General features: G+C 60.2%; 20 protein-coding genes and 1 pseudogene. 15 read left to right on the top strand and 6 right to left on the bottom strand.

Going from position 1 to position 25,383, the window contains the following annotated elements; genetic code table 11:
* Nucleotides 1-14 precede the first annotated feature (14 nt).
* The 4 genes and pseudogenes from P3T43_RS04045 to P3T43_RS04030 form a co-directional block, all read right to left on the bottom strand.
* Complete coding sequence (locus P3T43_RS04045; RefSeq protein ID WP_429280153.1) at nt 15-1,823, bottom strand: methyl-accepting chemotaxis protein; 1,809 nt, start codon at nt 1,821-1,823, stop codon at nt 15-17.
* A gap of 977 nt (nt 1,824-2,800) precedes the next feature.
* On the bottom strand, nt 2,801-3,052 hold the full coding sequence (bamE, locus tag P3T43_RS04040; RefSeq protein ID WP_429279751.1) for an outer membrane protein assembly factor BamE domain-containing protein: 252 nt from the start codon (nt 3,050-3,052) through the stop codon (nt 2,801-2,803).
* 123 nt (nt 3,053-3,175) lie between these two features.
* Nucleotides 3,176-3,607 carry a type VI secretion system baseplate subunit TssE gene (gene tssE / locus P3T43_RS04035; RefSeq protein ID WP_429279750.1) on the bottom strand — a complete coding sequence of 144 codons (432 nt, stop codon included), beginning with the start codon at nt 3,605-3,607 and terminating at the stop codon, nt 3,176-3,178.
* A gap of 11 nt (nt 3,608-3,618) precedes the next feature.
* Nucleotides 3,619-5,544: pseudogene (locus P3T43_RS04030) on the bottom strand (AAA family ATPase); the annotation flags it as partial.
* 71 nt (nt 5,545-5,615) lie between these two features.
* Here P3T43_RS04030 and P3T43_RS04025 point away from each other — a divergent pair.
* Nucleotides 5,616-6,530: a zinc-ribbon domain-containing protein gene (locus tag P3T43_RS04025; protein WP_429279749.1), complete on the top strand. Its 915-nt coding sequence runs from the start codon at nt 5,616-5,618 to the stop codon at nt 6,528-6,530.
* A gap of 242 nt (nt 6,531-6,772) precedes the next feature.
* On the opposite strand, the gene P3T43_RS04020 is transcribed toward P3T43_RS04025, so the two are convergent.
* Together P3T43_RS04020 and P3T43_RS04015 are read right to left on the bottom strand one after the other, a co-directional pair.
* Nucleotides 6,773-7,273, bottom strand: a complete 501-nt coding sequence (locus tag P3T43_RS04020) for a helix-turn-helix domain-containing protein (RefSeq protein WP_429279748.1) — start codon at nt 7,271-7,273, stop codon at nt 6,773-6,775.
* A 229-nt stretch (nt 7,274-7,502) separates the two neighbouring features.
* On the bottom strand, nt 7,503-8,903 hold the full coding sequence (locus tag P3T43_RS04015; RefSeq protein ID WP_429279747.1) for a GntP family permease: 1,401 nt from the start codon (nt 8,901-8,903) through the stop codon (nt 7,503-7,505).
* A gap of 307 nt (nt 8,904-9,210) precedes the next feature.
* Here P3T43_RS04015 and P3T43_RS04010 point away from each other — a divergent pair, with 307 nt between their 5' ends.
* The 14 genes from P3T43_RS04010 to P3T43_RS03945 all read left to right on the top strand — a co-directional run bounded on the left by P3T43_RS04010 (nt 9,211) and on the right by P3T43_RS03945 (nt 25,275).
* Nucleotides 9,211-10,683 carry a sigma-54 interaction domain-containing protein gene (locus tag P3T43_RS04010; protein WP_429279746.1) on the top strand — a complete coding sequence of 491 codons (1,473 nt, stop codon included), beginning with the start codon at nt 9,211-9,213 and terminating at the stop codon, nt 10,681-10,683.
* Nucleotides 10,684-10,776: 93 nt separating this feature from the next.
* Nucleotides 10,777-11,313, top strand: coding sequence for a BON domain-containing protein (locus tag P3T43_RS04005; protein WP_429279745.1), 537 nt, complete (start codon nt 10,777-10,779; stop codon nt 11,311-11,313).
* A 65-nt stretch (nt 11,314-11,378) separates the two neighbouring features.
* Nucleotides 11,379-11,663: a hypothetical protein gene (locus P3T43_RS04000; RefSeq protein ID WP_429279744.1), complete on the top strand. Its 285-nt coding sequence runs from the start codon at nt 11,379-11,381 to the stop codon at nt 11,661-11,663.
* A 561-nt stretch (nt 11,664-12,224) separates the two neighbouring features.
* Nucleotides 12,225-12,452: a hypothetical protein gene (locus P3T43_RS03995; RefSeq protein WP_429279743.1), complete on the top strand. Its 228-nt coding sequence runs from the start codon at nt 12,225-12,227 to the stop codon at nt 12,450-12,452.
* A 127-nt stretch (nt 12,453-12,579) separates the two neighbouring features.
* Complete coding sequence (locus tag P3T43_RS03990) at nt 12,580-13,779, top strand: serine hydrolase domain-containing protein (protein ID WP_429279742.1); 1,200 nt, start codon at nt 12,580-12,582, stop codon at nt 13,777-13,779.
* Nucleotides 13,780-13,897: 118 nt separating this feature from the next.
* Complete coding sequence (locus P3T43_RS03985) at nt 13,898-14,188, top strand: H-NS family nucleoid-associated regulatory protein (protein WP_429279741.1); 291 nt, start codon at nt 13,898-13,900, stop codon at nt 14,186-14,188.
* 463 nt (nt 14,189-14,651) lie between these two features.
* Nucleotides 14,652-15,176, top strand: a complete 525-nt coding sequence (gene fae, locus P3T43_RS03980) for a formaldehyde-activating enzyme (protein ID WP_429279740.1) — start codon at nt 14,652-14,654, stop codon at nt 15,174-15,176.
* Between the two features lie 126 nt (nt 15,177-15,302).
* Nucleotides 15,303-16,340 carry an aldo/keto reductase gene (locus P3T43_RS03975; RefSeq protein ID WP_429279739.1) on the top strand — a complete coding sequence of 346 codons (1,038 nt, stop codon included), beginning with the start codon at nt 15,303-15,305 and terminating at the stop codon, nt 16,338-16,340.
* Nucleotides 16,337-17,776 (top strand): NAD-dependent succinate-semialdehyde dehydrogenase, encoded by a 1,440-nt coding sequence (locus tag P3T43_RS03970; RefSeq protein WP_429279738.1) that lies wholly within the window; start codon nt 16,337-16,339, stop codon nt 17,774-17,776. Before P3T43_RS03975 ends, P3T43_RS03970 begins: the two co-directional genes overlap by 4 nt.
* A 130-nt stretch (nt 17,777-17,906) precedes the next feature.
* On the top strand, nt 17,907-19,295 hold the full coding sequence (locus P3T43_RS03965) for an MFS transporter (RefSeq protein WP_429279737.1): 1,389 nt from the start codon (nt 17,907-17,909) through the stop codon (nt 19,293-19,295).
* Nucleotides 19,296-19,913: 618 nt separating this feature from the next.
* Nucleotides 19,914-20,486 carry a fimbrial protein gene (locus tag P3T43_RS03960; RefSeq protein WP_429279736.1) on the top strand — a complete coding sequence of 191 codons (573 nt, stop codon included), beginning with the start codon at nt 19,914-19,916 and terminating at the stop codon, nt 20,484-20,486.
* Nucleotides 20,487-20,566: 80 nt separating this feature from the next.
* Nucleotides 20,567-21,307, top strand: coding sequence for a fimbrial biogenesis chaperone (locus P3T43_RS03955; RefSeq protein WP_429279735.1), 741 nt, complete (start codon nt 20,567-20,569; stop codon nt 21,305-21,307).
* A gap of 217 nt (nt 21,308-21,524) precedes the next feature.
* Nucleotides 21,525-24,122 carry a fimbria/pilus outer membrane usher protein gene (locus tag P3T43_RS03950; RefSeq protein WP_429279734.1) on the top strand — a complete coding sequence of 866 codons (2,598 nt, stop codon included), beginning with the start codon at nt 21,525-21,527 and terminating at the stop codon, nt 24,120-24,122.
* Nucleotides 24,123-24,189: 67 nt separating this feature from the next.
* Nucleotides 24,190-25,275: a fimbrial protein gene (locus tag P3T43_RS03945; RefSeq protein ID WP_429279733.1), complete on the top strand. Its 1,086-nt coding sequence runs from the start codon at nt 24,190-24,192 to the stop codon at nt 25,273-25,275.
* Nucleotides 25,276-25,383: the final 108 nt, after the last annotated feature.

Here is a 25,383-nt window from a genome sequence, read left to right as displayed (position 1 = left end):
TGCGCCGATCTGTTTTACGCCCGATGTTCAAGCTGGAACTGCCCCACCACTTCGGCAAGGCGGCTCGCCTGCTCGTGCAGCAGATCGGACGCCCCAGTTGCCTGTTCGACGAGTGATGCGTTCTGCTGGGTCACGTTGTCGAGCTGAGCGACCGCCTGATTGACCTGGAGAATGCCCGCGCTTTGCTCGGACGCGGCCGCCGAAATCTCCCGCAGCGTGTCGGTCACCTTTTGCACGTTCGCGACGATATCCGCCATGGTTGTGCCCGCCCGCTGTACCAGCCGTGTTCCGGCATCGACGCGATTCACGGAGTCGATGATGAGGTCCTTGATCTGCTTGGCCGCCTGGGCGCTGCGTAATGCGAGTGAGCGCACTTCGCCGGCCACGACGGCAAAACCTCGGCCCTGTTCACCGGCGCGGGCGGCTTCGACTGCCGCATTCAGTGCCAGGATGTTCGTCTGAAATGCGATGCCGTCGATCACGCCAATGATGTCCTGGATGCGCGACGACGCGACGGCGATTTCCCCCATGGTTGAAACCACGTCAGCGACCACCGTGCCGCCCTGCTTGGCCACGCTCGATGCCTGTTGAGCCATCTCGCCGGCGCGGCTCGCCGCATCCGCGGAGTTGCGCATCGTTCCCGCCAGTTCTTCCATGGTTCCGGCGGTTTCCTCGAGGCCTGCCGCCGCCTGCTCGGTACGCGCCGACAGATCGCGGTTACCGTGGGAGATTTCCGCCGCAGCCACCTTCACAGAATCGCTCGTGGTACGGATCTCGCGCAGCACGTTCGACAATTTGTCGGCAAAGGCGTTGAACGAAACCGCAATCTGGGCAACCTCGTCGTGACCGTGGACAGGCAGACGTTTGGTCAGGTCGCCATCGCCTGAGCCGATATCGTCCATGGCCGCGCGTACCTCCGAGAGCCGGCGGAAAGCCGACGCCGTTGCCACGCTGCCGAGCAGACCGGCGATCAGGGAAATGACCAGCGCCGCCACCAGCGTCGCACGCACGCTGTTATGCACAGCCGCCATGGCATCGTTCTTGTCGAGCGCGACCACGAGTTGCCAGTTCGTCCCCGCGATGGGTTCCGCCTGAAGCAGTTTGGGCTCCCCGTCCACCTCCACTTCGACCGGGTCAGCATTGGACGACAAACGGTCCAGCGCGGACCGGGTGAGTCCGGCGGAGAGCGTGGTCGCCGGTTTCAGGTCGAACCTGGCTTCCGGGTGGGAAATGATTTTTCCCTGATTGTCGACGATGAAGGCGAAGCTCGCCGGCGAAGGGTGGATCCCGCTGACGATCGCGTCGACGCGGTCGAGATTGACATCGGCGGCTACGACTGCCTTGACCTGTCCGCCGTCCAGAACGGGACGCTCGAAGGTCAGCACCAGCTTCTTGGATATTTCGTCGGTGTAAGGCGTCGGCACAAACAGCTTGCCGGCAGCAACCGCCTCGGGATACCACGAACCCTTGGTCGGATCATAGTCAGGCGGGAAGCCGACGTCGTGGGAGAAAACAGCAACATGCCTGTCGGCCAGACCCACGTAGGCGAGCACGAAGCCGCCCGACGCCTCGAGCTGCTTCAGCGCCCGTACGGGCTCGGTCAGGTCCTCCGGCGTAAAAGCCTCTACCGCCATCGAGCGGGAGGCAATCCACTCGTCGAGAGCCTGGGCATTTCCCTTGGTAATCGTGCGCAGATTTTCTTTTAATGTGGATTCATCGACGCGCGAATTGATGGTGTAAGAAATGATTCCCGAACAAGTGAGCGCGCCCACGACTATGGCGACACACGTCGCAATAATGCGTGCACGCAAGGTTCCCGGCATGGTCATTTTTATATTTATCCAAACGAGTTTCTATTGCCAATCGCGGAACGTTTTACTGCGGTTGGCAGGCGTCCGTGATGGCCTTACGAACTCAGCGAGATCGTCGACTGAGAGCGGCCCCAACGCATTCGATAAGGGAAAACCGTATTTAATCTGTCGCCAAAATAAAACTGTCAATATGCGGGCGGTTTGCCCATCATCTGAAGCGGTTATTTGGCTTCGATAGGGTGCTGGGGATTAGATGTTGTATGTGGGGAATCGACCGGGCGGTCGCCCACCTTGATGAGATGTCAGGTTAGCGCGAGTTTTCGCCCACCTGGTTTGCGCTTGAGATGGTCCTTGATTGCGTCCTCAAATCGATTTGCGGACGCAATCATTCTGCTGACAACGCCAAAATCGAAGTTTGACAGTGCATGAAGTTTGGCTGGTTGTACGCGGAAATCTTACCGAATTCCTGCGGAAGCCGAAACGTCAGGTAAGGGAAATTTGGCTGATTGCATAATTTTGGTAGAAGTTTGACAGTTGCGCGCTATTGCATTCGACGGGAGCCTTGTGCGGCAAGGGTTGCATGGGCCGTGAACGTACAACGGCCGCGTTGGAGGGTTTGCCGAGAACTGGGGCCGTTTGCTAATTGCTCGTTCAGGCGGGAGTAACTGTGGCGTCGACATTGATCCAGGCGGCTCGCCGACTACTTCGCGTTTCGCTATCTCGAATGAGATCGGCGAATGTCTGGTCGACCGTCCCGTAAAGACTCACCATTTGACAGATGCCGTAGATGAGATGCAGGGTGGCAGGCAACGGCTCAAATCTTCCCGTGACACCGAGCTGTCGTCGCCTGTCTCATGTTGAGCGCAAAAAAGCCAACGTGGTCGTGAGGCACGTTGGCCTGAATCAAAATCGTCGGCTAGGGACGACTCCCGGCCGCCGGGCTTAGTATTGAGGCATTTGCTCCGCTTCTTTTCCCACATCAGCGGCGTTCACTTCGTCGTGACGACGCCATCAACCGAAAACTGTGCATCGAACATCGAGTCGCCCGGATAGCCGCCGTCCGCCCAATGCCAGCTCCACACGTCGTCGTTGCTCAGTGCGTAACGCGCGACCGTCGCAGGTTTGCCAAGCAGCCGGCGTACGTCGTCCTTCGACATTCCCGGCACTACTCTCGCGAAATTCTCCGCGGTGAGCGCCTGCGCAATGGTGGACAGCGTGCCGTCTGGCGCAAAGTCGAGCATGTAGGTTCTCGTGCCGTTGGGACCGCGCCAATATTCGCGCCATCGTCGTAATCGTGCATTGAAATCACGGGGCTGCCCGGTTCGATGATTAGGGGACGTTCTACTCGCCCACGATGCCTGCGGTCACTGGTCGGACTTTGCCTGCTGTACCCGCTCAACTCGCATCCGACCGGGCGGCTCGAAATACGTACCGAACCGCACGAGTCCCGCCCTCTTCAGATGGCAGGTCATTTCGTAACTGACCGAGACGCCGGGATCGTCGCTTTCGATGATGTCGACGTCGATCGCACGAATCCGCGGTTCGTATTTCAGCAGCGTGGCTTCCATCTCCTGTTTGAGCAGATGCGACGATGCTGGCAGGGCCTTGAAAATGTTCGTGAGATCGGGCAGCCCGAAATCGGGCAGGTGCTTGAGGGACCCCGCGCGCGCATTCAGGATACGACGGATATTCTGCTGGACGCTCAGGATTTCGAGCGTCCTGTCGTCATGGGCGCTGAGCGGCTCGCCCCCGATGTGGCCAAGCAGCATGTCATACAGGGAAGGGCCAGCCGGCATCGCGCGCTCCTTCAGCTAGTGGCCGGGCTATTTGCGGTACCGGCTGAAACCGGATCACCGCCCGGCCCGTCGACACTTGCCGCATCACCTTGAGCGATAAAGTCGATCACCAGGTTGCCTTCTCCGGACATCGAAAGACTGATCCCGGCTGGCATTGAACCTTCGGCCATCCGCGAGAGCAGCTCGCGCGACACAGCTGGCAGGATGCGCTGGTTCAGGAACGCGTCGACGGTACGCGCACCCGATTCACGCGCGAGGCACAGCTGTGCCAGCGAGTGGGTCAACTCCTCATCGAAGGTGAGCGCGATGCCATACTGGCGGTGCAGGCGTTCGGCGATCTTCGCGACCTTCAGTTGCACAATCAACGCGAGCGCATCGGCATCGAGCGGCCGGTAGACAAGCGTCTGGAAGCGCGCGAGCAGGGCCGGCTGAAAGTGCGCAACGAGCGACGGGTGAATGGCCTCGAGCAACTCGCCCTGCGGGATCGTCGGATTTCCGGCGGTGGCCTCGTCGATCTGCGCGCTGCCGAGGTTGGACGTCATCAGGATCACGCAGTTGCGAAAGTCAATCTCGCGTCCTTCACCGTCGCGCATTGTGCCGCGATCGAAGACCTGATAGAAAATGTCGAGCACATCACGATGCGCCTTCTCGACCTCGTCGAGCAGCACCACGCTGTACGGGCGCTGGCGTACCGCTTCAGTCAGCACCCCACCGCGGCCATAGCCGACGTAGCCTGGCGGCGAGCCTTTGAGCTGGGATACCGTATGCGCTTCCTGGTACTCCGACATGTTGATAGTCGTAAGCGCGGCCTCGCCCCCGAACAGGAGGTCGGCCAGTGCCAGCGCCGTTTCGGTCTTTCCGACCCCGGACGGGACAGCCAGCAGAAACACCCCGAGCGGTGCATGTTCGTTCCTGAGCCCGGCCTTCGCCGTGCGCAGATTTTCCGCGAGTGCGGCAAGCGCGTCGTCCTGCGCCACCACGCGTGCGCCCAGATTCTCCTCTATCGCCAGCAGACTTTTGAGTTCGTCATCGACCAGATTGCCAACAGGCACGCCGGTCCACTCCGCGACGACGCGCGCAATCGCTTGCGCGTCGACGTCCGCAAACACCAGTGGCGTTTTGCCTTGCGCTTCCGAGAGGGCGTGTCGTGCGCCTGCGAGCGCGTCGCCAGGGCTGGCTACGTCACCTGCCGTGCGGCGAATTTCGCGTTCGCAGTGCAGCACGTTGACCAGTTCCAGCTCGTGTGAGTAACGCTGCTGCAGGCTTTCCAGTCCGGCGTTTGCACTCCCGAGCGCTGTGGCCAGGTCGTGGCGCCGCGCATCGACGTCCTGAACCCCTGCCTCGCGATCAGCATCGAGTGTGGCGAGTTCAGTTTCCAATGCGGCGACCAATGCGCGGGCGCGCTGAACTTCAGCCGGCGGCGACTCGAGCCCCATGCGTACGCGGGCTGCGGCAGTGTCGATCAGGTCCACCACCTTGTCGGGCAGTTGCCGCGAGGGAATGTAGCGGCGCGAAAGCTTGACGGCCGCGACAAGTGCTTCGTCACGGATATGCACGTTGTGGTACTTGGCGTATCGGCTCGCCAGTTCGCGCAACATCAGGCACGCTGCGGCATCGTCTGGCTCGTCGACCTTGATGAGCTGGAAGCGTCGCTCGAGTGCGGCATCGCGCTCAAAGTACTCCTTGTATTCGGACCAGGTGGTCGCCGCGATGGTGCGTAGCTCGCCGCGCGCGAGCGCAGGCTTGAGCAGGTTCGCTGCATCGGCCCCGCCGGCGGCGTTGCCGGCGCCGATGATCGTGTGCGCTTCGTCAATAAACAGCAGGATCGGTACCGGCGAGGCTTGCACTTCCTCGATCACGTTCTTCAGGCGCTGTTCGAATTCGCCTTTTACGCCCGCGCCTGCCTGTAGCAGGCCGAGGTCGAGCGTGAGAACTCGTCGCGTCGAACGATGGCTCAAAAAAGTGACGGCTCCGATAAGGGTGGCAGGATAGTAAGAGACTGAACGCCATGACAACTGTTGCAAAGGCGGTCCCAAGTGCCGCATGGTCGCAGCTGGTTCCCGCGCAGACCCGCACGCTGGTACAACGCGCAATTGAGGAAATGCTCCGGCTGGACATCTATGCCGCCGACTATGGCGAGCGGGCCATTGTCGCTATCCAGAACATCGGCCGGGCATGGGGCGGTCAATGTCTGTCGCCGGACTACGAGGGTAGCAAGGTACCGCTCGGGTTCGAATGCGCCGCCGGACACCGTTTCCAGCTGTCCATCGTGGTGCTGCGGCGTGGCGGCTGGTGTCAGGCCTGCCACTACACGCGTGCAACCGTGCACTCGATCGACGAGGCACGCACGCTCGCCGCGCAGCACGGCGGTCTGTGCCTGTCGACCAGTTATCAGAACGGTCGGGCGAAGCTGCGCTGGCGTTGCGCCGCCGGCCATGAATGGCGCGCCAACTTCGAGGGCGTGCTCGGGGGTGACTGGTGCCAAGCCTGTCATTTCGAGCGCATCAAGCCGCGCCAGGAAGATATCGAACGCGCGGCCGTCGAGCGCGGTGGACGATGTCTGTCCGCCTACGTCGACAAGGAAACGCCGCTAGATTGGCAGTGCGCCGAGGGACATACGTGGTCCGCACCATGGTTTCGTGTGAGCAAGGGGCAGTGGTGTCACCGCTGTGCGGTGAAAGCGCGAACCCGCACGATCGAACAGATGCAGGATCTGGCGAAGTCACGCGGCGGGCGATGCCTGTCCACGGCTTACCCCGGAGTGCACGGCAAGCTCGAACTGGAGTGCGCGAAGGGCCACCTGTGGAAGGCCACAGTGAACAGCGTGTGGCGGGGCAGCTGGTGCCCGGAGTGTGCTTGGGAAAGCAGGCGTATGGCTCGCAATCGCCGGCGTAGCAAAGGTGCCGTGCCGATCAGGCTGTGAAACCAGGGCAAGAGGTAACCATGAGCGCATGGCGTTCACGGCCAGACGCACATGAGGAGGAGAGGGACGGTCATGAATGAGCGTGAATGCACGGCCGGCATCGGCGATCTGAAGGGCGTGGTCCGCAATCAACCGCTCGCGCAGGACGCATAGGCGACCGGATTCCCCTTGGAATTCCTCCGGAGCGGGACGGATGACCGTGCAAGCGAAGCGGGCTTTCTTCTAGGGACGGGCGTTCGCGCTTAACGGACCGCGCGCAGACCTTCGCGGCTGTCAGCGAGAAGGAATGTGACGTCTATCCCGAGCACGTGAGCGATGGCCTCGACAGTGTTGATCCTAAGGTCGGGCGCAGACACCTCTATCAGGGAGACGTAGCCTTTAGCAAGGCCGGCTGCCTCTCCGAGCGCCTCTTGTGAAATATTGGTCGACGCCCGAAAGGCCGCGATATTTTCAGCGACGATCGTTAACAGCGCATGGCGGTCTTGGAGCTGCGGAGTCAAGCATGGCGACTTCTCAAGTAGCTGGCTCGGGCCCACGTTCATGAACTGAGCCAGCGAATCGATGGTACTGAGCCGAGCGTTGGCAGCTTTGGTTTCTATCAAAAAAAGCGTATTTCGACTTATACCAGTGGCAGCAGCGGCTTCAACGAGTGTTAAGTTTCTGCTCTCTCGAACTCGTCTTGCGGCGCGCGACAAGCGACCGCTCGCACTACGGTTCTCGGCTTCCTCGTTCTGTTTCGGCATGTAGTCGCCATGCAACTCACACGGACGCCCAATTAGCGTGGGGGGTGATTCTGGAGGCGAGCGCCGCGAAGTGAACTGGCACAACCTCAAGTTTAGGGTTCGTGCGTCGACGGGCTCGGGAAATGCGGTCAATCTTACCGTGCAAGGGTGGTGTGCGGGAACACCGAAGTTTGATTTCAAACTTAAACTCCGGTGTTGTCAGCACATTCATTCAATATCGCAACGGGACTTAAACCAGCCCAGTCGTGTAATACACGGCAATCACAAAAAACACGGCCAGCGTCTTGATGATCGTCACCGCGAAGATGTCGCGATACGACTCGCGGTGCGTCAATCCGGTCACGGCCAGCAGCGTAATCACGGCGCCGTTGTGCGGCAGCGTATCCATGCCGCCGCTTGCCATGGCCACCACGCGGTGCAGCACTTCCATCGGGATATGCGCCGCGGTCGCCGCCTTGATGAAGGTGTCCGACATGGCGGCCAGCGCGATACTCATGCCGCCTGACGCCGACCCGGTAATCCCAGCGAGCGAGCTAACCGACACGGCTGCGTTGACGAGCGGATTAGGAATGCTTTTGAGCGCATCGCTGACCACCAGAAAGCCCGGCAATGCCGCGATCACACCGCCAAAGCCATATTCCGACGCGGTATTGAGCGACGCCAGCAGCGCGCCGCCGACGGCCGCCTTGGTGCCGCTGGCAAAGCGTTCACGCATGCGGCGAAAGGCAGTCAGCATGACCAGCACGATGCCGAGCAACAGTGCGCCTTCCACGGCCCAGATCCCGACCACGGTCTTGATGGCAGTCGTGACGGGTGCGTGAACGCCGGGCAGGACTTCCGGCGCGACTGTGTACGATGCGCCGTACCAGTCGGGGATCAGCTTGGTCAGCGCAAAGTTGGCCACGCCCACCAGCACGAGCGGCGCGACCGCCAGCAGCGGATTCGGCAACTGTTTGGATTCGATGCGTTCCGGTTCGTTGACGAGCGACGTGCCGTAACCCTCGCCCTTCGCCATCGCCGCGCGCCGGCGCCATTCCAGATAGGTCAGGCCGACGACGATGATGAACACCGAGCCGATCGTACCGAGCGCCGGGGCCGCCCACGAGGTGGTCTTGAAGAAGGTGGTCGGGATGATGTTCTGGATTTGCGGCGTGCCCGGCAGCGAATCCATCGTGAACGAGAAGGCGCCCAGCGCGATCGCACCCGGCATCAGGCGCTTCGGAATATTGCTCTGGCGATACAGCTCGGCCGCGAACGGATACACGGCGAACACCACCACGAACAGCGACACGCCACCGTACGTGAGCAGTGCGCACACCGCGACGATTACCGCATTGGCCCGCGAGCGGCCAATGTAGCGGATCGCTGCGGCCACGATGGATTCCGAGAAGCCCGACAGTTCAATGACCTTACCGAACACCGCGCCGAGCATGAACACCGGAAAGTAGAGCTTCACGAAGCCGACCATCTTCTCCATGAAGATGCCGGAGAACACCGGCGCGACAGCAGCGGGATCAGTCAGCAGAACGGCGCCGAGCGCGGCAATCGGCGCGACCAGAATCACGCTGTAGCCGCGATAGGCGGCAAACATGAGAAACGCCAGAGCGGCGAGGACGATGACAAAAGACATTGAGTTTGAGTCTCCAAAACTTGGTTGTTCTACGTGTCCGCACCCGGCGGCACGGCGACCGGCCCGCGAATGCAGGTTCCGTGCCACGCGTGCCAGGCCGGCCTTGCGCCTCGCTTTTGCTGCGCGGCGCCGGGGCGCGGTTCGAGCGATTGTACCGAATCGTCTCCATTCCGGGATGCCGATAACCAAGCCGAGCGCCGGATCGACCGGGAAGGCTTTCTCCGTGGGCTTGCCGGTAATCTCTGCATTGAGATAAGCTTGTCTACAAATAGAGACAACCGCTAGCGTAGCCAGAGACCACGACAGGATGATGAACGACTGGGCAGGACTGCCCGCCAATTACAGCGAGGTGCTGCGACGGGCGATGGAATCGCTGTTTCGGACCTTCGAGAATTTCAGTGAGGGGACGTTCATTGTCGATGCCGACGCGCGCGTGGTGTGGATCAACAAGCGCTACGCCGCACGCTTTGGCTTTGCCGATCCAGACCAGGCAATCGGCCGCGATTGCGAAGCGGTGATTCCCAACAGCTTGATGCGCGAGGTCGTGAAGACCGGCAAGCCGATTCTGCTCGATATTCTCGAAACCGACCGCGAACCGCTCGTCGTCACGCGTCTGCCGTTGAAGGACGACAGCGGCGCGACGGTGGGCGCCGTAGGCTTTGCCCTGTTCGACGAACTGAAGGCGTTGACGCCGCTGTTCTCGCACTATTCGCGGCTGCAGGAGGAGTTGATCGCGACGCGCCAGTCGCTGGCGCAAGCCCGGCGGGCCAAATATACGTTCGCGAGCTTCGTGGGGACGAGCGCGGCGAGTCTCGAGGTTAAACGCCAGGGGCGCCGTGCGGCCCAGGTCGATTCGCCGGTACTGCTGCTCGGCGAGACCGGCACCGGCAAGGAACTGCTGGCGCATGCGATCCATGGCGCGTCGGGGCGGGCCAATCAACCGCTCGTGACGGTCAACGTGGCGGCGATTCCCGACACGTTGCTCGAAGTCGAATTCTTCGGCGCTGCACCCGGCGCCTATACCGGGGCCGATCGCAAGGGGCGGGTTGGGAAATTCGAACTGGCCCATCGCGGCACGCTGTTTCTCGACGAGGTCGGCGATATGCCGCTGCCCTTGCAGGGCAAGCTGCTGCGCGTGCTGCAGGATCACGAGTTCGAGCCGCTCGGGTCGAACCGCATCGTGCGCGCCGACGTGCGCATCATCGCAGCCACTTCGGCCGATTTGCCGGCGCGGGTGGCGGCGGGGCGGTTTCGCGCGGACCTGTTTTATCGCCTGAACGTGCTGACCATTCACGCGCCGCCCTTGCGCGAGCGAATCGCGGATATTGAATCGCTCGCTTACGCGATGCTCGAAGACCTGTCGGCGCGGGTACACGGCGGCGCGCATTTCGAATTGCAGGGCGATGCATTGCGTCTCTTGTGCTCGCACACGTGGCCCGGCAATGTGCGTGAATTGCGCAACACGCTGGAACGCGCGGTGATGTTGTCCGATAGCGAGCGCATCGATGCCGATGCCCTCGCGTCGTTCATCAGTCCGGTGCAGGCGAGTGGCCATGGCGCCAAGGCAACCGCTGTTGCGCAGGGTGGACGGCATGCGTCCATGGCACAGGCGGACGCGGCTCAGCCTTCGTGGGCCGACGCAATGGCCGACTTCGAGAAACGCTTCCTGAGTGAGGCGCTACGCGCCAACGGCGGACGTGTTATTGACGCTGCCGCGCAGATCGGCATGGGACGCGCTACGCTCTACAAGAAAATCGCGGCGTACGGTATTGAAGTCTAGGTAATGACGGTTGCCGCATGGCGAGGTTGACCGCCTTGAGCCGTTGGGTCGATGGTCGATGGTCGATGGTCGATCGATGCAGTCGGAGGTGACATGAAATCCTGGTCTGTCGCAATCCTGCTGTTCCTGCTGAACACTGCGCCTTACGCGCAGGAGCCTGAATTCAAGAACTGGTACAACGACCCGTTTTTCACGCTCTCGCAAGCCTTCGCCGGCTGCCCGGTGCCGCTCGGCCCATTCACGACCCGTGCGGAAATGGAAGACGACGCGCACTATCGTGTCGAGCGCGGCACGACCTGCTGGCTGGCGCACAAGTGCACGAGACCAAACTCCTACATGTACGACGCGGACATTGCAACGGCGATCCGCGCGCACTTCGCCGATACCCATGCCGTCGACGGTACGAGCGTGTGGATTACCGTGCAACGTCGCTTTGTCTACGCAGAGGGATGCGCGCCGCGTGCGTTCGATGTCCATGCGCTGCAACAGCAACTCGAAGCGATCCCGGATGTCGAGCAGGTCTTCATCCGCATTAGTGCCGAGGGGCGCGGGCCGCTTCCCTACAAAACGCTTGCCGCGCCGAATCAACCTCTCGCCGTACCCGCCAGCAATCCCGCGACTCACGAGTGACGCAGTGCAACGTGCGCATGGCACAATCGCTGGGTCCAAGAATTAGAAACGAATCGGGGTTCTCAATGAAACGCAGTGACTCTTTTTCTGCCCGTATAGACCGCGTCGTGCGTACCGCGCTGGGCACAAGCGGACTTGCCTTGCTCGCGACGCTCGCCGGTTGTAGCAGCAGTCCGCCGCTGTTCTTGCCGGACGGTCGTCCGACCACGCTGGTGCAATGTCCGGAAGGCTCGGATTCCTGCGCACAGCAGGCACGCGTCAATTGCGGCGGCCAGTTCGAGGTGGTGCGCCAGTCGAGCGAAAACGGCACGGTCAGTTTGATCTATGCCTGCCCCGTCCGGGCACAGTAGCGCCCCGTCATTGCCCTTCACGCTGGCCTCGCATTAAAGGCGATGGCCAGCGCGTCGATTTAAAACCCGTTGCGATGCATCTGAAGCCAATAGCTGCGGCCAGCTTCGTTGTGGGATCCGCCTTACATTGCATTGCGTTGAATTGCCCGGCGAAAGATAAATACGGTCACAAGCCGGTCATATTGATCAGGGCGTAATGCCAAAATGATGTTTCGGGAATATGTTGTGATGAATGACTCATTTCCGCCTATTTGCTTCTGAAATAGAAAATATAGCGACAGCCTCAACCCCGGTAATCCGAAAGGCTATAAGATTTATTGTCCCGTGTTGCTTTATTGACGAACTCATCTTCTTCAGTGCGGCGGCCAACGGAAGCCTGCGATGCCTGCCTTTATCGTCGTAGCAATACTCCCCGTCGTCGCGTCTGTGGAAAAAACGACAACGTTCTATATGCAGCGACGAAAGGCCTGTGGGAAAAATTTCCGGTCTACGGCGAACGGCATCACGCGGCACATTTCATGCTTTGCATTGGGCTGGACCAGAATTTCCCGGGGAAAGTAAATGAATCACCATCAACTCGAAAAAGACATTGAACATCTCGAACACGTGATTGCGCGCATTTCTGCCGCGGACCGCATTCCGCTGTCTTATTGGCGCGGCCGGCTCAAATCGATACTGGGCGCGGCTATGGTACCGTCGCAGGCAAGCCGTGTGAGAAGGCTCAATGACGCGCTCAACGCGCTTGAGGCAAACGTGGGACTGGCGTCTGTTTCAGGAAATGTGCGGTAACGTTGGGCGGATAGATGCAAAACGTTACGTATCATTTTTACTGAGCGGGCCGACAGTCTGCAAATTCTGCCGATTTGCGCCGGGACCCACCATAGCGACGCAGGCTCACGCGCACTCAGGACAACCGATGCAGACAGCAGGATTTTCCGCGGCAAGACTTGCACAACTAACGAAGGCCATGCAGGGCTATGTGGACCGCGGCGAGGTGTCTGGCGTGGTGACGCTGGCCTGGCGGCATGGCGAGACGGCGCATTTCGAGCCTCTGGGCTGGCGCGACGACGCCGAGCGACTGCCGATGCAGCGCGACACGCTGTTCCGTATCGCCTCCATGACCAAGCCGGTCACGAGCGCGGCGATCATGATGCTGATCGAACAGGACCTGCTTGCGCTCGACGCACCGATCGCCCAATGGCTGCCCGAACTCGCTGCCCCGCGTGTGCTGCGTGATCCAGCGGGACCGCTCGATCAGACCGACGCGGCGCGCACGCCGCCGACGGTGCTCGACCTGCTCACCCACCGCGCTGGCTTCGCGTATCACTTTACGGCCGCAGGCCCGCTTGCCGAGGCCTATGAGGCGGTGTTCAACGGCTTCGAATCGCAGGTCGCGCCTGATGCATGGCTCACGCGCGTCAGCACGTTACCGCTGATGTTTCAGCCGGGCACGCGCTGGCACTACGGTATAGCGACCGACATCCTCGGCGTGCTGATCCAGCGTGTCAGCGGACTGACGCTGGGCGAATTCTTCCGCACCCGCATCTTCGAACCGCTGGGAATGCGCGATACCGCTTTCTGGGTGCCCGAGCCGCAACTCCAGCGTCTGGCGACGGCGTACAGCATCGATCCGGGCACACGCCAGCGGGTCGCCGAGGATCATCCCGCGACGAGCCGCTGGGCCAATCCGAAGCGCTTTCAAGGCGGCGGCGGGGGATTGGTGTCGACTGCAGAAGACTATCTGCAGTTCGCGCGTTTGCTGCTTGGGCGTGGGCGGGTCGGGCAAACGCGTCTGCTCTCGCATCGCTCGGTCGATCTGATGCGCTCCAATTTCCTCAGCCGCGATCAGCGCCGGGTGCCGGCGTTCGGGCATATCGTGTGGGCAGGTCAGGGCTTCGGGCTCGGCTTGTCGATTGTCGACGATCCAGCGCAACAGTTGCCGCTCGGCTATCGATCCACCGGTTCGTTCGGCTGGCCGGGCGCGTACGGCACCAGTTGGCTTGCCGATCCCGTGGAAAACATGATTGGTCTGATGTTGATCCAGCGGCGGGCAATCGAACCCTTTCCAATGCCGGTCGACTTCGAGCGCCGCCTTTATGACGCCATCGACGATTGAGCGTACGCCTCGTTTCGCGGGCCATCAAGCGCGGAACGGATGAACGAGTGCTATCCGGCGCCTTTTCGATCTGATAGGGTCACACTGCAGTTATCCAACCGACTGGAGACCACGCCATATGGCCACATACAAACAATTGACTGCGCAACTCGAAAAGCTTCACAAGGAAGTCGCTGTCGCGCGTGAAAAAGAAATCGAGCAGGCGATTGTCGATATCAAGCAGAAGATTGTGGAATACGGCATTACCGCAGAGGAGCTGGGATTCGCCAGCAAGCGCGTTGGAGCGAAGAAGACGCCGTTGCCGGCAAAATATCGCAACCCGAAAACCGGCGAGACCTGGAGTGGCCGCGGCCGTTCGCCGGGTTGGCTGGCAGGCAAAAATCGCGAACGCTTCCTGATCACGGATTGAGCGTGACGCACTGGATAGCGCGTTCCCGAGCGACGTGCCCGTTCGACGAGTGAAGCGACGGCGTTGACTTTGCGCACCGCCGCGCTGGTCCCGAAAACTCTCACCTTTGATTTCTGTCGCAGCCGTTGAGTCGATACACGGCGCCTTGGTGTGCTTGTCGCCAGGTGCCATGGATGAAGCCGCGAATCCCTACCTGGCAAGCGTTTGCGCGATTTTCTATCAGCGTCTTGCGCGCCACCTGCGCCGTCGCATTCCCGCCCTCCGCGTGACTTTTCGAGCATTTCCCCGCAGGTCCCGAAAACCCTCACCTTAACGTCGAAACTGGCGCAAACGCGTCGATGTGCCCAGGACAAACCCGGAGTTGAGTCCCTCTCATACCCTAGATCAAAAAACATCGATTCATGGTGGCCCATCTCGAATAGCACAATCCGCTCATCCACCCCAACCCTTGACGGGAACAGACATGAGCGTATCGACAGAAAAGCAGTTGTTTATTGGTGAAGGCTTCGAAGGCCCGGGCGTGAATCTCGCGCACATCAACGTATTGGTCGGCCCGCGTAATGGCCCGGCAGGCCAGGCATTCGCCACCGCGCTGTCGACACCGTCCACCGGCCATGCACCGTTCGTGGTGATCGCCCGTCCCGGCATTCCGACCAAGCCGCTGACGCTGTACGTGAACAAGGCGCAGATCGACGGCGACTTCCACGGCAACGCAACGTGGGGTGCATCGCAAGCCGGTATTGCCAAGGCAGTCGCCGAATCGCTCGAAAACGGCACGCTGCCGCCGGAAGCGGAAAACGACTGGGTCGTCGTGTCGGCGAACTGGGTCAATCCGAAGACCGACGATCTCGACGCCGTGTTCGAGAACAACTACCGCGCGTGCAAGAACGCGATCCTCGCAGCAATGAAGGGTCTGCCGCATCGCGACGAAGTGTTCGCAGCCGCGCGCGAAGTGTCGAACCCGTTCTATACGCCGAAGCAACGCTAAAAGCGTCCACTCAAAACGCAGCGGCTCGCGCGCCATTCGAGCAGCGCAGTCGCGGCCCGCAACCTGGTTGCATGGGCGGAAGTCCGCGCTGAAGCGCCAACGCCCGTCGACATTGGAGACAACACAATGGAATACATTCGCCTCGGCCAATCCGGCCTGAAGGTTTCGCGTCTGTGCCTCGGCACGATGAACATGGGCACGCCCGACTGGAAGCCGTGGATTTTCGACGAAGCGCAAAGCGAGCCGATCGTGCGCCACGCGCTGGAAGCGGGCGTGAACTTCATCGACCTCGCTGACTTCTACTCGACCGGTGTTGGCGAAGAAGTGGTGGGCCGAATCCTGAAGCGCATCGCACGCCGTGAAGAGATCGTGGTGACGACCAAGGTCGGCTACGACATGGGCAGCTACCAGAACGCCGGCGGCCATTCGCGCAAGCACATCATGGATGGCATCGACGGCTCGCTCACGCGTCTGGGAATGGATTACGTCGACATCTTCATGCTGCATTTCTTCGACGTGAACACGCCGGTCGAAGAAACCATGAGCGCGATGAACGATATCGTGCGCGCCGGCAAGGCTCGTTATATCGGCGTATCGACCATGTACACGTGGCAGTTCGCCAAGATCATGCAAGTGTGCGAACTGAATGGCTGGCACAAGCCGATCAACATGCAGTTGCAGCTGAACCTCGCGTATCGTGAGGAAGAGCGCGAAATGATTCCGTACTGCGAAGATCAGGGCGTTGGCGTCTCCGTGTTCAGCCCGCTCGCACGCGGCCTGCTGACGAGCGATCCGAATTCGACGCGCAACCAGACCGATTTCTTCACCGCGCAAATGTACGGCGATGCAGCATCGCGTGAGGTTGCGGCGTCGGTGGCGCGTGTGGCGGCGGCGCGTGGCGTGTCCCCGGCGCAGATCGCTCAGGCGTGGGTGCTGAATCACGGTGGTGTCTCGAGCATGCTGGTCGGCGCAGATACGCCGGCGCAATTCGATAGCGCGCTCGCAGCGCTCGACACGAAGCTCTCCAGCGACGAACTCTATGAGCTCGAACGTAACTACACGCCGTGCGATCTGATCAACGATTACACGGCAGGCAAACGCATCGCCCGCGAGTCCCGTCCGGCGCAAGGCGCGTTTGTCCAAACCATGGGTAAAGCAGCATGAGTGAATTTCTCCGTAGTGGGCATTACATCAACGGCGAGTGGCATCAAGGCGCCGAGACGTATGCGGTCTTCAATCCTGCCACGGGCGAGTTGATCGTCGATGTCGCCAAGGGCGGCGCGGCGGAGACAGAGCAAGCAATTGCGGCCGCTCAACGCGCGTTCCCAGCATGGCGTGCCCTGACCGCGAAAGAACGCGGTGCGCGGGTGAAGCGCTGGGGTGAGCTGATGCTCGAGAACCGTGACGCATTGGCTGAGTTGATGTCGCGCGAGCAGGGCAAGCCGCTTGCCGAGGCGAAGGGCGAAGTAGGGTACGCAGCGAGCTTCCTCGAATGGTTCGCGGAAGAAGCGAAGCGCGCTTATGGCGACGTGATTCCGAGCCCGAATCCGAAGGCAAAGATCATCGTGACGCGCGAGCCGATTGGCGTCGTGGCTGCCATCACGCCGTGGAATTTTCCGCTGGCAATGATTACGCGCAAGGCGGGTCCGGCTCTCGCGGCAGGGTGCACCATGGTGCTCAAGCCGTCGGAAGAGACGCCGTTGTCGGCGTTCGCGCTGGCGGTGCTCGCTGAAAAAGCCGGCATTCCGGCCGGTGTGTTCAATATCGTGTCCGGCGACGCAGTGGCGATTGGCGGCGTGCTGACGGCATCGTCGGTGGTCCGCAAGCTGTCGTTCACGGGTTCGACGCGAGTGGGCAAGCTGCTCGCCAAGCAATCCGCGGACACGCTCAAGAAGCTCTCGCTCGAACTCGGCGGCAACGCGCCGTTCATCGTGTTCGACGATGCGGATATCGAGGCTGCGGTTCAAGGCGCAATGGCTTCGAAGTTTCGCAACACGGGGCAGACGTGCGTGTGCGTCAACCGCTTCTACGTGCAGGACGGCGTCTACGATGCTTTCACTCAGGCACTGACGAAGGCCGTGCAGAAGATGCGTGTCGGCAACGCGCTTGAAGGCGATACCGAGCAGGGACCGTTGATCAACGCGGCAGCGTTGAAGAAAGTGGAAACCCATGTCGCAGACGCACTGCAGAAGGGCGCGAAAACCCTGACGGGCGGCAAGCGTCACTCGCTGGGCGGTACGTTCTACGAACCGACCGTGCTGGCCGACGCGTCGCGGTCGATGATGGTCGCGGACGAAGAGACCTTCGGCCCGGTCGCGGCATGCTTCCGCTTCAAGACTGAGGAAGAGGCGATTGCTGCGGCGAACGACACACCGTTCGGCTTGTCCGCGTATTTCTATACGCGCGATCTCGGCCGCGCATGGCGCGTGTCCGAGGCGCTGGAAAGCGGCATGGTGGCGGTCAACGAAGGCATCCTTTCCACGGAAGTGGCGCCGTTTGGCGGCGTGAAGGAATCGGGTCTGGGCCGCGAAGGTTCGAAGTATGGCCTCGATGAGTACATGGAACTGAAGTACACGATGATGGGCGGCCTCGGACGCTAGTCATCGCAATACCGGCAACAAGGATCCGCTTCGCGCTGCGCACGCGCGGAGCGGACGATGCAGTACCGTGCGCGATCCGGCAATACGCTGGCTGCGCACGGCTGCTTCGACAAGTAAGCAAGGAGACAGCGTGAGCAATCAGGACACCCAGGCAACCACCCTCGGCCTCGCCCCCGTCGCGCCGCGTGCAGCGAACACCGCACCCGCGCACGGCCCCATTCCCCTCGACGACGTTCCACTGAACGCGTTTCACATCAAGATCGCCGGTCTGACCTTCGGCGCCCACTTCACTGAAGGCTACGCGCTCGGCACGATCGGTTATGCGCTTGCTTCGCTGAATCGCCAGATGCCGCTCGACGCGTTCTGGACGGGCATGCTCGGCAGTTCCGCGCTGATGGGCATTTTCCTCGGCAGTCTCGTGTTTGGCTGGTTATCAGACAAAATGGGGCGTCAGAAGATCTTCCTGTTGAGCTTCATTATCATCACCGCTGCAGCGTTTGCGCAGTTCTATGTCAAGTCGCCGGTTGAGTTGTGTGCGTTGCGCGTGCTAATCGGCTTTGGGATGGGTGGCGACTTTGCGGTCGGGCACGCGATTCTGGCGGAATTTTCACCTCGCAAGCATCGTGGCACTTTACTCGGGTCGTTCAGCGTGGTGTGGACGGTGGGCTACGTCGTCGCGAATGTCCTGGGTCTGGAATACGCGAACGCGTCGCCGGATGCCTGGCGCTGGCTGCTGGCATCGGCAGGTGTGCCGGCATTGATCGTGTTGCTGCTTCGTATGGGCACGCCGGAGTCGCCGCGCTGGCTGCACGGCAAGGGTCGTATTGCAGAGGCGAAGGCGGTCGTGCTGAAGCACTTCGGTCCCAATGTCACGCTCGACGGTGGTCATGACGAACACTCGACAATGCCGGGCGGCTTCGCGCGTCTCTTCAAGAAAGACCTGATTCGCCGGACAATCTTCAATTGCGCGTTTTTCGTATGTCTCGTGATTCCGTACTTTGCGGTCTACACGTTCCTGCCGACCATTCTCAAGGCAATCCATCTGGACAATGGCTCCAGCGCGGATTTCCTGTTGAACGGGTTTCTCATCCTGGGTGCGTTGATCGGCATCTGGCTCACCATTCAGTTGCCGCGTCGTGTGTTCCTGATCGGATCGTTCGCGGTGACGTGCCTGTCATTGGTGGCGTTGAGTCTGCTGCCGTCGTCGGCGAGCGTGGCAATGATCGTCGCTTTTGCGATTTTCACATTGACGATGTCGGCGTTCTCGAATCTCGTCGGCGTATTTCCGCCGGAGTGTTTTCCGACCGAAGTGCGGGCGTGCGGCGTCGGCCTTGCCATTGCGTGTAGCCGGCTCGGTTCGGCAGTCGGAACGTTTCTGCTGCCGCTTGGCATCGTGCAACTCGGCTTTCACGCCACGATGATGGTGCTAGCCGTGGTGCTTTTGATCGGCATGGTGGTGTCGATTGCATGGGCGCCGGAAACGAAGAATCTGACGCTCAATGAGGCGAGTGGCGCGTGATGGGCTGACAGTTGGACAATCCATTCTGCAGTAAAGCGAAACGGCCGAACGATCATCGTTCGGCCGTTTTCGCATTGGCGTCCGCCCAGAGACCGGCGGCGTTCTTTGCTTTATCGGTGTTGTGCGTTTCACCATCGATGTGCTACCCGACGTAACGGGAGGCGAATTATTTGCGATGGACAATTGATCGGGTATCGCAGATTTTAAAATAAATAAGTTAAATATCTCGGTGCCTGAAAACGGCCTGCCGTCTTAAAACGAAATAATCTGAGTGCGCATACCATTGCTTTGCCGTGTGTCGCACACCGGCGTGAGTGGCTGCTTCCGCTGCACGCACAAGCAGACACCAGCCACGCTGGGGCTGGCGCGGTGATCCTCCGCTCAATCCTACATGTAACGTAGTACAAACCCTACCCAAATAAGAATCGTCTTAGATACTTGAGACTCGTAAATCCATATCATTGATCTGCACCTGAACGATAAGCCAATGATTCGAAACAAAGCCAGTGTTTTCCGGTAATGAACATTGGAGCGATCAGGGACAGACGGCGCAATGTATTAAATGCGAATTCGCCATTTGCATTCGCAATGAACTTTCTAATGTATTGGAGCAACAACATGAAATCATTTTTCCCCGCCTTGGCCGTTGTAACGGGTGGCGTATTGGGTCTTGCATCGCTCGGCGCGCACGCAGCTGACGGCACGATGACCTTCACCGGTACCATCACCGATACCACCTGCTCCATCAATGGCTCGACGTCGGGTACGCCGTCGAACCTCGCGGTCACGCTGCCGACGGTTTCGGCAGGCAGCCTGGCTTCGGCAGGCTCCGTTGCCGGTACGTCCAGCCCGACCCAGATGGTGCTGAATGTCAGCGGGTGCACGGGTACTGCCACCAAGGCGGTTGCCACTTTCGAAAACGGCCCAACAGTCGACCAGACGACCGGCAATCTGGCCAACCAGACCGCGGCTGGTTCGGGCGGCGCTGCGAACGTTCAGGTGCGTCTGCTGAATGCGTCGCTGCTTCCGATCAACATCACGACCGGTGCCAACAACGACATCACCAACAACGGCGCGGACATCAGCAGCGGCACGGCTAGCCTGAAGTATTTCTCCCAGTACTACGCAACGGGCGCGGCTACCGCCGGCGCGGTGAACACGTCGGTGCAATACACGATGCAATACCAGTAAGCGGCAAGCCAAGGCGTTCGCTTAGGCGAACGCCTTTTTAACGCCCCATTTTCAGGATTATTTTTCAAGAGGTGAACGTGATGAAGCTCGGTCGAATTGCGCTAGGAATCGGTTTCGCGTGTGCGTTGCTGGCAGGCAGCGTAGAAGCAAGCGTGACGGTTGGTGGGACGCGCGTGGTCTATCCGCTCGATCAGCGCGAAGTCACGGTCAAGCTGGATAACGACAGTGCGGCGCCTTCATTGGTTCAGGTCTGGATCGACGATGGTCACGCGGACGCCAAGCCGGGCGACATCAAGGTGCCTTTTGTCATGACTCCGCCCATTTTTAGGATGGATGCGAAGAAGTCGCAGAATCTGCGCGTCATTTACACCGGCGATGCCCTCCCACGGGATCGCGAGTCTGTGTTCTGGCTCAATGTACTCGATATTCCTCCTAAGGCAGACAACACGACCGGCGCCAACACACTGCAATTCGCGTATCGCACACGCATCAAGGTGTTCGTACGCCCGCCCAAGCTGCCGGGCACGCCGGAAGCAGCGCCTGCTCAATTGAACTGGACGGTGGTGGCTGCGCCCGACAAAAAAGGCCAGTCAGTCAGCGTATCGAATCCAACGCCGTACTACGTGTCGTTTAGCGAAGTGGGTGTCGAAAGCGGCGGCCGTACTTTCAAGAACGAGAGGGGCGGCATGGTTGCGCCACACGCGACCGAAGTCATTCCAGTCGCAGAGATGAATGGAGTCTCGGCAGGCGCGAAGGTCCACTACACGGCAATCAACGATTACGGCGGCGCCATGGAAGGCGACGCGACGCTCGGTCAATAGACCGAAGCCGTTAGCCGGTCGGGCGGACGCCTTCCGCCTATTGCCATCTTTTTCCCGCACGGCGTGCGTTGCACAGGCAACGCACAGGGACAACGCACGCCTGTCGTAGGCGTTTTAAGCCCGCCAGATCATGAACTCCTCACCTAGTCATTCGGCGCAAATTCGCGCCAGTGCTTCGCCCAGCCCGTTTTGCCTGAGTCCGCTAACGGTCGTCGCCATGTCCGTTTTCGCGGTGCTGGGTGGCGTGCAGTCCGAGGTCGTGCAGGCGTCCGAAACCGATCGTGGCGACGCGGCCGTCTCGTTCGATCCGACCTTTCTTCGTACAGACGCGAACCAACCCGTCGACGTCGAGCGTTTTGCGCGCGGCAACGTGATTTCGCCGGGGGTGTACTCGGTTGACGTGTGGATGAACGGCATCCGCGTAGCGCGCCAGGATGTGCGCTTCGTGGTGGGGAGCGAAGGTGAGGGCGCGCGCCCGTGCTTCAACCGAAAGGTACTGGAGAGCCTCGGCGTCGATTTCGCAAAGGTGAATCGGAGCGCAAGCGATGAGGTCGCAGATGGCGTGACAGACGCCCAGGCGCGCAGCAATGCCAGCATCGATATGGGGGAATGCGTCGACGTCGTCAGCGTCGTGCCAGATGCGAGCGTCGAATTTGACTTCCAGGAGCAAAAGATTGCGTTGTCGGTGCCGCAGAAATACATGCGCGAAGCCGCGCGTGGCTATGTACCACCGGAAATGTGGCAACAGGGTGTGAATGCGGGCTTTGTGAGCTACGACGCCAATACGTATCACACGAGCGGTGCCGGCATCAACTCGACCCAGAGCTATCTGGGCCTCAACGCAGGGGTGAACATCGGCGGCTGGCATTTTCGCCATCAGTCGTCGATCACTTCGGGCACCGGGCGAGGGACGGAGTTTGACAACATCGCGACCTACGTCCAGCACGATGTGACCAGACTCAAGTCGCAGGTGACCGTGGGCGACGCCAACACAACGGGGGATGTGTTCGACAGCGTGGCATTCCGCGGTGTGCAGATCGCCACCGACGACCGCATGCTGCCCGAATCGCTGCGCGGCTACGCACCGGTGGTGCGTGGAACAGCACAGTCAAACGCACGGGTGACGATTCGGCAAAACGGTCAGGTCATCTACGAAACGAATGTCTCGCCGGGTCCGTTCGAGATCAAGGACCTGTATGCCACTGGCTACGGCGGCAATCTCGACGTCACCGTGACTGAAGCGGACGGTCGCACGGAAAAATTCTCGGTGCCCTATGCATCCGTTGCTCAATCGTTGCGTCCGGGTACCACGCGGTTTTCAGTTACCGCAGGGCAGCTGCGTGACAGTTTCCTCGAAACGAAACCCAATTTTGCGCAGTTCACCCTGCAGCGGGGCCTGACGAATACGGTGACGGGTTATGGCGGCGGCGTGGTCGGCAACGGCTATGTGGCGGCTAATATCGGCGCCGCGCTCAACACGAAGTACGGCGCATTTTCAGCAGACGTGACCGGCTCGCAGACGCAGGTCCCCGGCGAGGACTCAATGCGTGGCACCAGCTTGCGGGTTGGCTATAGCAAGTTCATTGATCCGACGGATACCAACATTTCGGTTGCTGCATACCGGTATTCGACAGCGGGCTTCCTGAATCTGTCGGATGCGGCGAATATGCGCGACCAGGCGATGCGCGGCGGCGACCTCAACTCGCTATATCGCCAGCGCAGCCGGCTGCAATTGACTGTAAACCAGAACATCAAGGATCACGGCACGCTGTTCGTGAGTGCGTCGTCCCAGCAGTACTGGAATCGTGGTGGAGTCGACACGTTTTATCAGGCGGGCTATACCGACAGTTTCAAATACGGCACCTACAGCGTCACGGCGGGGCGCACACGTGGCTCGGACGGCAGCATGTCGAACCAGTTCATGCTCAGCACGACACTGCCGCTTGGTCGCAGCCAGCATGCGCCGATGCTCTCGACCAATCTGTCCAGCACGGGCGGCGCGGCGAATATGCAGGCTAATCTCAGCGGGTCGCTGGGTGACAACAATCAGTACTCGTATAACGCGTATGGCACCTACAACACCGGCAGCGGCAGCGCTTCCAACGCGGGCGTGAGCGGCGTGTATCGCGCACCGTACGCGCAGATGACGACGTCGGCCAGTGTGGGTTCGAATTCGAGCCAGGTATCGGCGGGTGTTAGCGGCTCGATCGTCGCGCATCCGGGCGGCGTGACGTTCTCGCAGACGGTGGGCGATACCTTCGGCATCGTCGAGGCGCCGGGCGCGGAAGGCGCGAGCGTGTCGAGCTCGCCGGGCGTTAAGGTCGATGGTCGCGGTTACGCCGTGGTCCCGTACCTGAGTCCGTATAGCCTGAACACGGTGGATATCGATCCGAGGGGCACCTCGACCGATGTCGAGTTCGAATCGACTTCAGAGCAGGCTGTGCCGCGCCTCGGCTCGGTGGTGATGCTCAAGTACAAAACGGTGACGGGGCGTGCGGCATTGATTCATGCGCCGCAGCTTGGCAATAAGGCGTTGCCGTTTGGCGCAGATGTCGTGGATGGGAATGGGCGCACCGTTGGCGTGGTGGCGCAGGACAGTCAGATATTTGCGCGGGGTCTGGAAGATCAGGGTTCGTTGTTCGTATATTGGGGTTCGACAGGGGCTGAACAATGCCGCATTGATTATGTGTTGCCGAAAGCATCGGGTAAGGCGTCACAGCCTTATCTGTCGATCGAGAGCCATTGTGTGGCGAATGGTCGGCCAACACTGACAGCGCAGGATTCGGTTTCGACGGAAGGGACGGTCGCTCAGTGATTGCACTGACTAATCGCCACGGTACTTGACAAGATGCATTCGCTAATCCGAACGGCAAGAAGCGCGCATGTCGTATGCGATGAACGGCGCGAATTGGCCTAATTTCTTAAAGAGCATAGAAATGATTTATTTGAACGATAGAAAATATAGCCGCCCTGTCGGATTAGTTATGCGGTCGTTGGCGATGGCTGGGAAAGCAGTATCGAGGATGGCTATTTTGATCATTGCTGCTTTGAGTTCGGCAACAGTGGCGCATGCTGCATATGTCCGAATCGGTACGGGGGCACCCGTACTTCCGGTAATAACGCTTCCCGCGAATATTAATGTATCAAATAATCCGACGGTGGGGACAGTTTTGCAAAATGTTAATACGCTTCAAGGTCTATATGCATCGACTAACGCCTGTCCCATTAACGAGTCAGTCGTCGTCAACGGAACTGTGGTACCTGGTTACACCAATATCTTTCTAACCAATCTTCCGGGGGTCGGTGTTCGTTTTTCCGTAACCAAGGGGTGGGGTGGCAGCTTTATCACCGTTCCTTACGCAGAAACTTTTAGTGCAAGTAGCTCCAACTCGGGTTATTACATTAAAGTTGAACTCGTTGTTGTCGGCCCCGTCGCAGGCGGTACATTGAGTACGATTCCATCAATAAGCATTTCCTTTTCAGGAACCTGTTTCGATGCGATCACGCAGGTTCAACCGGTGCAGGTTGGCAGCACCGTGACAGCAAGCACTTGCAGCGTCACTACAAATACCCTTTCGGTATCGTTGCCGCCCACGAAGGGGTCTAACTTGCCAAGCGTCGGTTCGACGTTCGGCGATACCAATTTTTCTATTGGTCTAAATTGTGCCGTCGCTGCTAACGCCTATCTGGCATTGTCCGATTCCGCAAATCCCGGCAATACTTCGACGGTATTGAGCCCTGCACCAGGATCAACGGCGACAGGCGTCGGTGTCCAGGTTTCGTCCGGGGCGACCATCTTGGCCTTTGGTCCTGATTCCGCTGCGAACGGACAAGCTCAGACCTGGTCTGCAGGAAAAATGAAAGCAGGTGCGAACACAATTCCGCTGACTGCTCGCTACGTCCGCACCGGCACGGTACGCGGTGGGGCATTAAAAGGGCTTGCAACTTTCACCATGTCGTATCAATAGCGCACGGATGGTGTCGTGACAGGTGGCAGGTGGTCGGGCGGGTACGCGGCGGGTCCTTGAAAGACCTCACCTTCTGGTATTCGAGTTCGACGGTGGGTGAGCAAGGCG

Origin of the sequence: Paraburkholderia sp. GAS41, assembly GCF_050436545.1 — a bacterium.
In the GTDB taxonomy this organism is placed as follows: domain Bacteria; phylum Pseudomonadota; class Gammaproteobacteria; order Burkholderiales; family Burkholderiaceae; genus Paraburkholderia.
This window is presented reverse-complemented; position numbering and strand designations above follow the sequence as displayed.